The 12,687-nt window shown below is 30.5% G+C and carries 13 protein-coding genes; 6 read left to right on the forward strand and 7 right to left on the reverse strand.

Annotation, left to right across the window (positions count from 1 at the left end):
- Nucleotide 1 precedes the first annotated feature (1 nt).
- Genes cybH through Q0714_RS12240 form a run of 3 tightly spaced genes read right to left on the reverse strand, consistent with a single transcriptional unit; the run spans nucleotide 2 to nucleotide 3,606 of the window.
- Complete coding sequence (gene cybH, locus Q0714_RS12230) at nucleotides 2–727, reverse strand: Ni/Fe-hydrogenase, b-type cytochrome subunit (RefSeq protein ID WP_298265449.1); 726 nt, start codon at nucleotides 725–727, stop codon at nucleotides 2–4.
- 11 nt (nucleotides 728–738) lie between these two features.
- The gene (locus Q0714_RS12235) at nucleotides 739–2,469 is read right to left on the reverse strand and encodes a nickel-dependent hydrogenase large subunit (protein WP_298265451.1); all 1,731 of its coding nucleotides are present in this window, start codon (nucleotides 2,467–2,469) and stop codon (nucleotides 739–741) included.
- Between the two features lie 12 nt (nucleotides 2,470–2,481).
- Complete coding sequence (locus Q0714_RS12240) at nucleotides 2,482–3,606, reverse strand: hydrogenase small subunit (RefSeq protein ID WP_298265453.1); 1,125 nt, start codon at nucleotides 3,604–3,606, stop codon at nucleotides 2,482–2,484.
- A gap of 248 nt (nucleotides 3,607–3,854) precedes the next feature.
- Here Q0714_RS12240 and hypA point away from each other — a divergent pair, with 248 nt between their 5' ends.
- Genes hypA through Q0714_RS12255 form a run of 3 tightly spaced genes read left to right on the forward strand, consistent with a single transcriptional unit; the run spans nucleotide 3,855 to nucleotide 5,286 of the window.
- Entirely contained in the window at nucleotides 3,855–4,196 is a 342-nt protein-coding gene (gene hypA / locus Q0714_RS12245) for a hydrogenase maturation nickel metallochaperone HypA (RefSeq protein WP_298265455.1), read from the forward strand.
- Between the two features lie 12 nt (nucleotides 4,197–4,208).
- Nucleotides 4,209–5,015 (forward strand): hydrogenase nickel incorporation protein HypB, encoded by an 807-nt coding sequence (gene hypB / locus Q0714_RS12250; protein ID WP_298265457.1) that lies wholly within the window; start codon nucleotides 4,209–4,211, stop codon nucleotides 5,013–5,015.
- A 4-nt stretch (nucleotides 5,016–5,019) separates the two neighbouring features.
- Nucleotides 5,020–5,286, forward strand: a complete 267-nt coding sequence (locus Q0714_RS12255; RefSeq protein ID WP_298265459.1) for a HypC/HybG/HupF family hydrogenase formation chaperone — start codon at nucleotides 5,020–5,022, stop codon at nucleotides 5,284–5,286.
- 46 nt (nucleotides 5,287–5,332) lie between these two features.
- Here Q0714_RS12255 and Q0714_RS12260 read toward each other — a convergent pair whose 3' ends face one another.
- Both Q0714_RS12260 and gpmI read right to left on the reverse strand, forming a co-directional pair.
- Complete coding sequence (locus Q0714_RS12260) at nucleotides 5,333–5,860, reverse strand: thioredoxin family protein (protein WP_298265461.1); 528 nt, start codon at nucleotides 5,858–5,860, stop codon at nucleotides 5,333–5,335.
- A gap of 33 nt (nucleotides 5,861–5,893) precedes the next feature.
- Nucleotides 5,894–7,411: a 2,3-bisphosphoglycerate-independent phosphoglycerate mutase gene (gpmI, locus tag Q0714_RS12265; RefSeq protein WP_298265463.1), complete on the reverse strand. Its 1,518-nt coding sequence runs from the start codon at nucleotides 7,409–7,411 to the stop codon at nucleotides 5,894–5,896.
- Between the two features lie 253 nt (nucleotides 7,412–7,664).
- On the opposite strand from gpmI, the gene Q0714_RS12270 reads away from it, so the two are divergent.
- Entirely contained in the window at nucleotides 7,665–8,090 is a 426-nt protein-coding gene (locus Q0714_RS12270; protein ID WP_298265465.1) for an ankyrin repeat domain-containing protein, read from the forward strand.
- 61 nt (nucleotides 8,091–8,151) lie between these two features.
- Here Q0714_RS12270 and Q0714_RS12275 read toward each other — a convergent pair whose 3' ends face one another.
- A complete protein-coding gene (locus tag Q0714_RS12275) occupies nucleotides 8,152–9,045 on the reverse strand; it encodes a hypothetical protein (protein ID WP_298265467.1) in 894 nt (297 codons plus the stop codon).
- Nucleotides 9,046–9,183: 138 nt separating this feature from the next.
- Here Q0714_RS12275 and Q0714_RS12280 point away from each other — a divergent pair, with 138 nt between their 5' ends.
- The gene (locus tag Q0714_RS12280) at nucleotides 9,184–10,050 is read left to right on the forward strand and encodes a response regulator transcription factor (RefSeq protein ID WP_298265469.1); all 867 of its coding nucleotides are present in this window, start codon (nucleotides 9,184–9,186) and stop codon (nucleotides 10,048–10,050) included.
- Between the two features lie 2 nt (nucleotides 10,051–10,052).
- Here Q0714_RS12280 and Q0714_RS12285 read toward each other — a convergent pair whose 3' ends face one another.
- Nucleotides 10,053–10,823 carry a M48 family metalloprotease gene (locus Q0714_RS12285; RefSeq protein WP_298265471.1) on the reverse strand — a complete coding sequence of 257 codons (771 nt, stop codon included), beginning with the start codon at nucleotides 10,821–10,823 and terminating at the stop codon, nucleotides 10,053–10,055.
- A 105-nt stretch (nucleotides 10,824–10,928) separates the two neighbouring features.
- Between Q0714_RS12285 and Q0714_RS12290 the strand changes: the two genes are divergently transcribed.
- Nucleotides 10,929–12,680: an aromatic amino acid hydroxylase gene (locus Q0714_RS12290; protein ID WP_298265473.1), complete on the forward strand. Its 1,752-nt coding sequence runs from the start codon at nucleotides 10,929–10,931 to the stop codon at nucleotides 12,678–12,680.
- The last annotated feature ends 7 nt before the right edge of the window (nucleotides 12,681–12,687 follow it).

Here is a 12,687-nt window from a genome sequence, read left to right on the forward strand (position 1 = left end):
GCTAATCTTCTAAATCTTCTTCACTTACTTCTACTGAATTTTTGATGCGATCATCACGAACAAATTTATAACCTCCAAACATGGAAGAAACTTCACCACGGCCCTCTAACCAATCATGGTAAAATACTAAATAGATATGAACTAAACTAAATAAAATAAAAGCCCACATAGCGATATGATGTATGGTTCTTACCATAAAATCGCCTCCAAATAATGGAACTACCCAGCTAAAAAGTTTAGGTAACCACCAACTAGACATATCAGCATATAAAGCAAATCCAGTGCAAACTTGTATAATGGCAATAAAAAACATGGTAATATAAGAGATTGTTGCAACGCTATTGTGACCAATACTGATGTTTTTTACATCTCTTTTTTCTTCATTTAATAGTAACACATCAATTTTTACCACATGCCAAAAGTTATTCCACATTTTTTTACTAAATGGCCAAAAAGCTTTCCAACTAGCAAACTGATTTCCTACAAATGACCAATAGATTCTTAAAATCATATTAAAAAAGAAAATATATGCCGCAGTAAAATGAATAAACCTTACGATTCCAAATGAATGTAAATTTGTAGCTTCAGCACTTGATACCAATGCAGGTGGATTGGCTATTAAAAAACCTGTTAATGTTAGAATTATAATTGCAAGAACATTTATCCAGTGAAAAAAGCGTACGGGTAATTCCCAAACCATAACTCGTTTAAAATTTTTAGTTTTCATAATTTTAGTATTTAACTATCACAACTAGAAATATTTTGAACTTTAGAAATATGATTTCCATGTTCATCATATAAATGTACCGCACATGCAATACAAGGATCAAAAGAATGGATGGTTCTAATAATTTCTAAAGGTAATTCTGGGTCAGCTATAGGCGTACCAATTAAAGTAGATTCGTAGGCAGAACGTTGTCCTTTTGGATCACGTGGAGATGCATTCCATGTGCTCGGAACAACTTGTTGATAATTTTCAGTTTTACCATCTTTAATTTTAATCCAGTGAGCCAAAGCACCTCTTGGAGCTTCCATAAACCCAACACCTTTAGTTTCAGAAGGCCAGCTTGATGGTTCCCAACTATCCATATTAGCCATACGTTCATCGCCATTTTTAATGTTATTCATTAAGGTGTTATAGAATTCCATGGTCCAATTAGCTACTAATTGTGTTTCAATACCTCTAGCAGCGGTTCTTCCTAGTGTAGAAAATAGTGCATCTACAGGAACGTTTAAATGTGAAAGTGCTCCATTTACAGCATCTTGAATTTCTTTATTTCCTCTACCATAACCTACTAATAAACGAGCTAATGGACCTACTTCCATAGGCAATCCTTTCCAACGTGGTGTTTTTATAAAGCTGTATTTTTCTTCTACATTTAAATGAGTGTATGGTGGTTTAGGACCCGAGTATTTGATATTGGTTTCTCCATCCCAAGGATGTTTTCCTTTATCATCTCCATCAGAATAGTTGTACCAAGAATTGTTTACAAATTCTTCAATATCACCATTTCTATGATCTACATCATGAACTTTAGATAAATCTCTATTTAAAATAACTCCTTGTGGAAATTTAAAGCTAGATAAATCGGCATAGCCATTGGTAGGAAAATCTCCATACGACATATAATTTCCAAAGCCTTTTCCAATAGCGCCCCAATCTTTGTAAAAGGAAGCTATAGCTAGTAAATCTGGAATATAAACCTGTTCAATAAACTCTTTACCATCTTGAAGTAATTTACCAACATAAGCTAAACGCTCTGCATTTAAGCCTCCTGCACCATCAGAATTTATAGCACAAGCCATACCTCCAACCAGATAGTTTGGATGTGGGTTTTTACCACCAAAAATAGTGTGAACTTTAACAATTTCTTTTTGCCAATCCAATGCCTCCAAATAATGAGCTACAGCCAATAGGTTAACTTCTGCAGGTAATTTCATTTGTTTATGACCCCAATACCCATTTGCAAAAATTCCAAGTTGACCACTTTCAACAAACTTTTGAATTCTTTTTTGTATGTCTGAAAAGTATCCTGGAGAACTTTTTGGCCATTTAGAAATACTTTGTGCAATTTCAGATGTTTTTTTAGGATCTGCTTTTAAACAATTTACCACATCAACCCAATCTAATGCATGAAGGTGGTAAAAATGAACCGCATGATCGTGCATATATAATGCTCCTTCCATAATATTACGAACCATTTCAGCGTTGGCTGGAACTGAAATTCCTAAAGCGTCTTCAACAGCTCTCACAGAAGCTAATGCATGAACTGTGGTACAAACACCGCAAGTTCTTTGTACAAAAGCCCAAACATCTCTTGGGTCTCGTCCTTTAACTATTTGTTCAATACCACGAACCATAGTACTGGAACTAAAAGCATCAACTATTTTTCCATCTTTAATTTCTGCTTCGATTCTTAAATGACCCTCTATACGAGTAATTGGGTCAACTACTATTCTATTTGCCATTTTTTATCGTTTTTAAGAGTCAATATTTTTTTCATTACTTTTTCCTCGCTTAATTCTATTCATAAGCTCTTTTCGTTTAGAAATATTTGCAGCAACAGCGTGTACAGCTATTCCTCCGGCTAAAACGCCTGCTGCAACTTTTCCAATATCATCGGCAATTCCTTCTTCAGAAAAACCAGGCACTTTTGTGGTTCTTTCATAGAAAGGTCCATTGTCCCAAAAGTCTTCTTCGCTACAACCTATACAACCATGTCCAGATTGAATTGGGTAACTAACGCCATTATTCCATTTAATGGTACCACAAGAGTTATATGTCATAGGTCCTTTGCAGCCTACTTTATACAAACAGTATCCATTTTTAGCATTTTGGTCATCAAATGATTCTGCAAAAAGACCTGCGTCGTAATAAGGTCTTCTATAACAACTGTCATGTACTCGTTTTCCATAAAAAGCTTTTGGCCTTCCTAATCGGTCTAATTTTGGTAAACGTCCAAAAGCAACTACATGAACAATAATGCCAGCCATTACTTCACCAATAGGAGGGCAACCAGGAACTCTAATGATAGGTTTGTTTTTAACAATTTTATGAATTGGAGTTGCCTCAGTTGGATTTGGTTTTGCAGCTTGTACACAACCATTTGAAGCACAACTTCCCCAAGCAATAATTGCTTTTGCACCTTCCGCTGCTTCTAAAAATGATTCTTTGGCTGATTTTCCAGCAATGCAACAATAATTACCATCATCACCCATAGGTACAGATCCTTCAACACAAAGAATATACTCTCCTTTGTATTTTTTCATAGTTTCCTGTTTAGCAGCTTCAGCTTGGTGACCAGAAGCGGCCATTAAGGTAAGTGTATAATCTAAAGAAATTTTATCTAAAATAATATCTGAAACTATGGGATGATTAGATCTTATAAAAGATTCACTACAACAAGTACATTCCTGATAGTGCTCCCAAATTACAGGCAGTCTAGGAGTGTTTTCTAGAGATTTGGCTATTTGGCCAATCATAGAAGATTCTAAGCCCATAAAAGCAGCCATATAAGTAGAAAATTTCATAAAATCTCTACGAGTATAGCCTTGCTTTATAATGCTTTCATAATAAGTTTTACGCTTTTCATTATTAGTTGACATAGGAGAAGTTTTTAAAATATTAAAAGACTTTTAATTGTATTACGTCGATATGCTATGTAATAACCTATCTAAGTTACATAATAATTTGATTGTATTTACGTAAGTGGCTAATTTAGAACGTATTAAAATAAGATTAATTAACCTTAAATTTTTGTTATTTTTTTAAATTTTAAATCATAAAAATTTATAGAAGTAGGTTTATTATTATATAATTTGTAATTTTACTAGAAATACTTTTTATAGCTAAAATGCACGAATTATCAATTGCAATGGGTATTGTTAAAATAGCTGAGGATGAAACGGCTAAAGTAAAAGCCCAAAAGGTTACAAAAATTGAACTTGAAATAGGTGTTTTATCGGGTATTGAATTAAAATCTTTAAATTTTGTTTGGGAATCTGCAGTTGAGAATAGTGTTTTAGAAGGAGCAGAAAAAGAAATTATTGTAGTTGAAGGAGTTGGGATATGTGCAGATTGTGAAACTAAATTTAACATGGAAAATATTTTTGATTGTTGCCCTAAGTGTGGAAGCAATTTTAAAGGTATTTTAAAAGGGAAAGAATTAAAAGTAAAATCTTTAGAAGTAATCTAAAAAACTATAATTATGTGTGGAACTTGCGGATGTGGATCTGATACTCATGGTCCTACAATTTTAAAACCTGGTGAACATAATGATTCACATACTCATCATCATTCTCATTCTCATCATCACGATGATCACCACCACCATCCTCATGAAAATCACAATCATGAACATGCTCATACCCATAAAGTATTAGAGATTGAACAAGATATTTTACAAAATAATCAAATTTTAGCGGCAAGAAATAGAGGTTATTTTGAGGCAAAAAATATATTTGCTTTAAACTTAGTAAGTTCTCCTGGTTCAGGAAAAACATCCATATTAGAACGCACACTAAATGATTTAAAAAGTGAAATTTCTTTTTATGTTATTGAAGGAGATCAACAAACCTTGAATGATGCAAATAGAATTGATGCTTTAAATATTCCAGTAGTGCAAATTAATACTGGTAAGGGGTGTCATTTAGAAAGTGAGATGGTCTATAATGCTGTAAAAAAGTTAGAACCTAAAGATCATTCAGTTTTAATGATTGAAAATGTAGGAAATTTAGTATGCCCTTCTATGTTTGATTTAGGAGAAGGGAAACGTGTTGTGATTATCAGTACTACTGAAGGGGAAGATAAGCCAATAAAATACCCAGATATGTTTCATACAGCTGACGTTTGCATTATTAATAAAATAGATTTGCTTCCGTATGTAAATATTGATTTGGACAAATTGAAAAATTATGCACTTCAGGTAAACCCTAAACTTCAATTTTTTGAAATTTCAGCTACAAATGGAGACGGAATGGATGCATGGTATCATTGGTTAAAATCTAATATTTAAAATTATGTGTTTATCTATACCAGGAAAATTAGTTGAAATTACATCGGAATTAGATGAGGTTTTTAGAGTTGGAAAGGTTTCTTTTGATGGAATTATAAAAGAAGTAAGTTTAACCTTGGTTCCTGAAGCAACAGTTGGAGATTATGTACTGGTGCATGTTGGTGCAGCAATTTCTACTATTGATGAAGTAGAGGCTAAAAAAACATTTGAGCTTTTGAAACAGCTTGATGAATTACATGAACTGGAAGAAGGAGAAGGCTCAAAAGAATAACAACAAAAAAGGCTGGTTAAATTTAATCAGTCTTTTTTGTTATTGATTAGTTTTCGTAAGAATGTTTATAAGGTTTACCACTAACAATTTTTAAGATATCTTCTTCAACACTTTCTCTTGGATATTCTACAAAACGACCAATTTCGTTATCTTTTTTATAAAAAATAAAGGTTGGAACTCTAATAATGTCAAGTCCTTCTTGTAAATTATCAGGAGTTTTTTTACTTCTATCAACAGCTATTAATTCTAAATTTTTATAATCAAATCCAGCTTCATCTAAAATTTTATAAAAAACAGGTGTTTGCTCTTTACTATCTCCACACCAAGTTCCCATAAAAGCTTTAATTTTTACTTTTTTTAATAAAGGTTTTAGTTGTTCAATAACATTTTTATTAGTGGCATAATCGTCATAATTAAAATTAAACCAGCCTTTAAAAGGCTCTTGTAAAAAGTGATTTTTTTCAACAACACCAATTAAATTACCAGATTTATCTTTAATAACTTTGGTTTCTTGTTTTTGAACTTTGCAACTTATAGTAGCTAATACTACAAAGCATAAAATTATTTTTTTCATATTTTTTAATTTAATGTAAGTAAAACTACAAAATTAAATTAAAGAATGTTGCGTCATTTTTTTAGGTTGTTCAATACCCATTAATTTTAAAATAGTTGGAGCAACATCACCTAAAATACCATCGTTTATTTGTTTCAACTCTTTGTCAACCAAAATTAAAGGAACAGGGTTTGTTGTGTGTGCTGTATGTGGAGTTCCATCAGGATTTATCATAGTTTCACAATTTCCATGGTCAGCAATTATGATAGTAGTATAATCATTTTGACTTGCTGTTGTTACTACATCTTTTACACATTCGTCAACTGCTTCACAAGCTTTTATGGCAGCTTCCATTACACCAGTATGTCCAACCATATCTCCATTTGCAAAATTTAAACATACAAAATCTACTTCTTTTTTGTTTAATTCTGGAATAATAGCATCTCTAATTTCATAGGCGCTCATTTCAGGTTTTAAATCGTATGTAGCAACCTTTGGAGAAGGACAAAGCAAGCGTTTTTCTCCTTTGAATTCTTGCTCTCTTCCTCCAGAAAAGAAAAACGTGACATGTGGGTATTTTTCAGTTTCAGCAATTCTTATTTGTTTTTTAGTTGCTTTTTCTAAAACTTCACCTAAAGTATCTTCTAAATTATCAGTATTATATATTACATTGATGTTTTTAAAGGTTTCATCATAGTTTGTCATTGTAACATAATGTAATGGTAAGGTTTTCATTCCAAAATCTGGAAAATTTTGTTGTGAAAGTACCTCTGTTAACTCCCTACCTCTGTCAGTTCTATAATTAAAGAAAATCACAACATCATCTGCTTTAATTTGAGTTTTTGGAGTACCATTTTCATTGGTTAATATAATAGGTTTGATAAATTCATCGGTAACCTCATTCCTATAACTTTTTTCAATGCTTTCAATAGCATTGGTTGATTTTTCACCGATTGCATTTACCAAAGCATCGTAGGCAACTTTAACTCTTTCCCAACGTTTATCTCTATCCATAGCATAATATCTACCAGTAATTGTTGCCAATTCACCAGTTGTTTTTGCCATGTATTCTTGAATGTTATTGATAAAATATTTACCTGATTTTGGATCGCAATCTCTACCATCAGTAAATGCATGTAAAAATACTTGTTCCATAGCATTTTCAGCAGCCACATCTAACAATCCTTTTAAATGGTTGATGTGAGAATGAATTCCTCCATCTGAAACCAATCCTAATAAATGAATGTTTTTGTTGTTCTCTTTGGCATAAGAAAAAGCATCTTTTAATTTTTTTTCGTCACCTAAAGTTTTATTTTCAACAGCCATGTTAATACGAACTAGGTTTTGATATACAATTCTACCAGCGCCTAAATTCATATGCCCAACTTCACTATTTCCCATTTGACCTTTTGGTAAACCAACATGTTCACCATCAGTTCTTAAACTAGCATTTGGGTATTTGTTGTATAAGCTATCTATATAGGAAGTTTTTGCATTAAAAATTGCTGAAACTTTTGGGTCTTGTGTAATTCCCCAACCATCTAAAATCATTAAAATTACTTTCTTATTCATCAGAATTAGGTTTGAATATTTGGTGATTCAAAGATACGAAGTATTCAGTTTTATGATGTTAAAATTAGCTCTAATTCACTAAAACGATTGCGAGATTTTTGTTTTTTTAAAATGGTAGTAACTCAACTACAGCAAAAATAATGCTATTCACATCAAAGCCTAGTTAAAGACTTGTTAATAGCTATTTTGTTAAATAACAATTTTAAAGTTTTGTCGTCTTTTAAATACAATAATAACTTAAAAACTTAAAAACATGAAAAAACTAGTAGTAGCCTTAGTCGTAATTTTTGCAATAACCTTTCAAAAAGTTGAAGCTAAAAATAATTTGAATCCAAATTTAAAAATAATAGAAAAACCATTTACAAATGTAAATGCATTTTGTACTTTAATTCGTATGGGAGATGTAGTAGCGGTAAAAGCCTTAATTGATGAAGGAGTTGATATCAATAGGAAATCTACAGGATTAACACCTTTGATGTTTGCAGCTCGATATAATAAAGTTGAAATTGTAAAATTATTAATTGAAAACGGTGCAAAATTAAAAGTGAAATCGGATAGATTAAAAATAACTGCACTCAAATATGCAGAATTATCCAATGCAAAAGAGTGTTATAAAGTGATAAAAAGTGCTTTAGAAGAAGAAAAGCTACAAAAAAAACAAAAAAGAAATAGAGGGTAATTTCCCTTTGTTGATGTAGTTGAATAAAAAGCTGGGAATTTCCCCAGCTTTCTTATTTTAATTATAGTTCACTCAATTCTTTCACTTTTGAAGCCCATTCAATGAGGATATTTTTTTGATTTTCATAATCATCTTCAAAAGGACCGCAAACAATTTTTAACTCTGTGTTTTTTGATACTAAATTTTCTAACAGAAGAAATTTTTCATTATATAGTGCATTCTTGTAATCATTTTGAATATAAAAATTCCCAAATAGTTTTCTTGCAAATTGTGAAGTCAAAATTTTATCATTGTTATAGTGAAAATTTACATTTGAAACTTCTCTCCAATCTTTATTTAGTAAATTGTTTTTATCAAAAATAGGTTGCAGTTCAGCAGTATACTCTTTTTTTGTAAGCACTTTCCAAATGTTATCTTGTGAACTGTTTATGTTTATCGAGTATGTAACAAATTTTGAATTAGGAATGTTTTTGATTTCATTGTCTGATAGAAATTCAATTTCATTTAATCTAGCACTTCCATTTCCACCATTTAAATACCTAAAGCCCACTATAGAATCATTATTTATATGTATTGCTTGTATTACAATTATAAGGTCATTTCTTCTAGTAATTTCATTATAATAATTAGCAAGTTTAGGTAATTTAAGATCTAAAACTTTTGCATTTGGATATTTTTTAGTATCTACAAATATTAAAGAAGTTCCATTTTGGGTTTCTTCCTTTGTAGCCATTCTTCCATTTACAACAGGTACATTTTTCCAATTTTGGATGTCAACAGGCGGAAATCCATTTAGATTATCTGGGCAATACCATCCTCCATATGTGTGTGGTTCAGTTTTTATTTGTTTTGCTTTGGTTTGAACCTCCACTTCTTTTGTCGGTTTATTTTGAGAACAAGCTGTAAAAGAAATTAGGCACAATACCATTAATACATTGATGATTTTAGTTTTCATAATTTATGTTTTTTAATTATGCTTAAAAATATTTTGAGGTTGTTCAAAAAAGATTTAAAAAGTGTAAATTAATGTAAATCTTATGTAATTTAATCCAAAAAAATTTTAATAAAGAGTTTATTCAAATAGATTTGTAAAATGATGTTTCATAAATTATATAAGCTCACATTATTTTTATTTGTTCTAGGATGTTTTGCTTTTCAAGTAGATGCAAAAACTACCAATAATCAAGAACTACAAGTTTCACTACGAGCAATAGGACATGAATTTTTATTACAATTAAATGATAGTACTTCGCGTGTTTTGCCTATTAAAAAAATAAATGGGAGGTATGCCGTTCAATTTGAACGAAAATTTTCATTTGAGCCCAATTTGCTATTTTCAACAGTTTTTAATGTTATTGAAAAATATAATATATCAGAAACATTTATTGTTGAAGTAGAACAATGTATAACCCAAGAAGTTATCTATAGTTTTAAAACAAGTATCAGAAAAGATGGAAATATTATTCCCTGCAAGCAAAGAGTTTTACCAAACGATTGTTATATTTTTTATTTTACTGTTATTGAAAATACTAATGAAGAAATTGTAAAAAATAACGCAACTTCACTTTACAACTTTACATATATCTTTATTTTTTTGGCAATAACTTTAAGTACAATTACATATTATAAAAAAAGGAGAACCCATTTAACTTTAAAATCTAGTGTTATACTAATTGGTAAGTATCGGTTCAATCAAAAAAAAATGTTGTTAAGTATTCAAGGTCAATCTGTTGAACTATCAAATAAAGAAGCTAGTTTATTATTTTTATTGTATTCTAATGAAAATAAAACGCTTGAAAGAGAATATATTTTAAATGAGGTTTGGGGTGATGAAGGTAGCTATATTGGTAGAACACTCGATGTATACATCTCTAAACTCAGAAAAAAACTTGAACTAGACTCAAGTTTAAAAATTATTAATGTTAGAGGAATTGGTTATAGATTTGTAATTAATGGGTAACCTTATTTTTTATATTTTTTGATGGCTTCTTTAATTTTTTCAATTCTGTTTTCTGGATCAGGATGCGTACTTAATCTTTCAGGAGTATTGTTTGGACCGGTAGCCTCTTTTAAAATTTTCATTACACCAATTAGTTCATTTGGATTATAACCAGCATTGATCATAAATTTAACACCTAATACATCACTTTCTAATTCATCTTCTCTACCATAACTCATATTAATAATATTTGCTATTGCTGCAGCTCCTTGTGCAGTGTTTGGATCAATTCCAACAGCTACACCATTAATTAAACCTTGAGTTAAACCTTGTTTTGCCATTCGTTCTGCAGAGTGCCTGCCTATTACATGACCAATTTCATGGCCTAAAACACCAGCTAGTTGATCTTCGTTTTCAAGCTTGGAAAATAATGCGTAGGTAATAAATATTTGTCCACCAGGAAGTGCAAAAGCATTGATAGTATTTGGGTCTTTCAGTAAATGAAAATCGTAGTGATAATCGGTTTTTTTGGCAATGCTATTGTTGACTAGTTTTTTTCCAACATTATCTATAAATTTTTGATAATTTTCATCTGGATGCAAACCGCCATGTTGTTGAATCATTGTAGGAGTACTTTGTATACCAATAGCAATTTCATCATTCACTGAAATTGAAATATGTTGCTTTTTACCAGTATATTCATTGATTTCACTATTTGAAAAGTATTGAATAATTGAAAAAATAATGATTGCTGCACCAATCAGTAATTTTACTTTAGAATTTTTTCTTCTCATTTTTTTTGTTTAAATACTTGTAAAGATACAAAGTTAAATTATTGTGAAATTGATACTAAGATTTTTAAAAAATTGTAAATTCACAACCTAAATTATAAATTTTATATGGAAGATTCAATAAATTTTAATGAGGTTACTAAAAGATTGCCAAAACACCTGCATAAGTTTATCGTAAAGCAACCTTATGATTCTTATACTTCACAAAATCAGGCAGTTTGGCGTTATGTAATGAAGATGAATGTTGATTATTTAAGTAAAGTTGCTCATGAATCTTATTTGGAAGGATTAAAAAAAACTGGAATTTCTATAGATAGAATTCCTAAAATGGAGGGAATGAATCGTATTTTAAAAGATATTGGATGGGCAGCAGTTTCTGTAGATGGGTTTATACCTCCAAATGCTTTTATGGAATTTCAAGCCTATAATGTGTTGGTGATTGCTTCAGATATTAGAACCATTGATCATATAGAATACACCCCTGCGCCAGATATTATTCATGAAGCAGCTGGACATGCGCCCATTATAGCAAATCCAGAATATGCTGAGTATTTAAGACGTTTTGGAGAAATTGGTTGTAAAGCAATTTCTTCTGCAAAAGATTATGAAATGTATGAAGCCATACGCTTACTTTCAATTTTAAAAGAAGACCCTAATTCTTCAGAAATTGAAATAAATGTAGCCCAACAAAAAGTAGAAGACCTACAAAACAATATGGGGGAACTCTCTGAAATGGCTCAAATAAGAAATTTACATTGGTGGACGGTAGAATATGGATTAATTGGAACTTTAGATAAACCAAAAATTTATGGAGCTGGATTATTATCATCAATTGGTGAAAGTAAACTATGTTTAACTAAAGACGTTAAAAAAATACCTTACACTATTGATGCTGCTAAACAAAGTTTTGACATTACTAAAACACAACCTCAATTATTTGTAACACCAGATTTTGCTCATTTAAGCTTTGTTTTAGAAGAATTTGCAAATAATATGGCATTAAGAAAAGGAGGGTTAAAAGGTATTCAAAAATTAGTAAATTCTAATAATTTAGGAACCGTAGAATTAAGCACAGGAATACAAATTTCAGGTAGATTTACCAATGTTATTGATGATGATAATGGAAATGCAATATATATACAAACTACTGGACCAACAGCTTTAGCAAGTAGAGATAAAGAATTAATAGGTCATGGGGTAAGTTATCATGCAGATGGTTTTGGAAGCCCAGTTGGTAAATTAAAAGGAATCAATTTGGCGATAGAAAATATGTATCCAAAAGATCTAGAAGTTTACGGCATTTACGAAGGAAAAACAACTACATTAGAATTTGAAGGTGGTATTAAAATTGAAGGAGAAGTTATTACTGGTAAAAGAGATTTAAAAGGAAAAATTTTATTAATTTCATTTAAAAATTGTACTGTAACTTACCTTGAAAAAGTGCTTTTTAAACCAGAATGGGGAATTTATGATATGGCCATTGGAAAAGAAATTGTTTCGGCTTACTCAGGTCCTGCTGATCCGAATTCTTTTGAAAATATTGGACAAGTTTCAACAACAAAAACACATAAAATATCGTATTCAAAAAAAGAATTAAAACTTTTTAGCTTTTATAAAGAAGTTGCAGCAATGAGAAATAATCATAAAACAGACATTCCTAGGTTAGCTATAATATTTGAAGAAATTTCTGAAAATTACCCTAAAGATTGGCTTTTGATTTTAGAAATGTATGAGTTGATTTATCAATCATCCAGTAGTTTAGAAGAAAAATTAGAAGCGTATTTAAAAAAATTAAAAGGTAATGGCTATTTCAATAACCTCATTAATAGTGGATTAGATCTTATTTTAAAAAATAAATAGTAACTAT

Origin of the sequence: uncultured Lutibacter sp., assembly GCF_947493565.1 — a bacterium.
Classification (GTDB): Bacteria; Bacteroidota; Bacteroidia; order Flavobacteriales; family Flavobacteriaceae; genus Lutibacter; species Lutibacter aestuarii.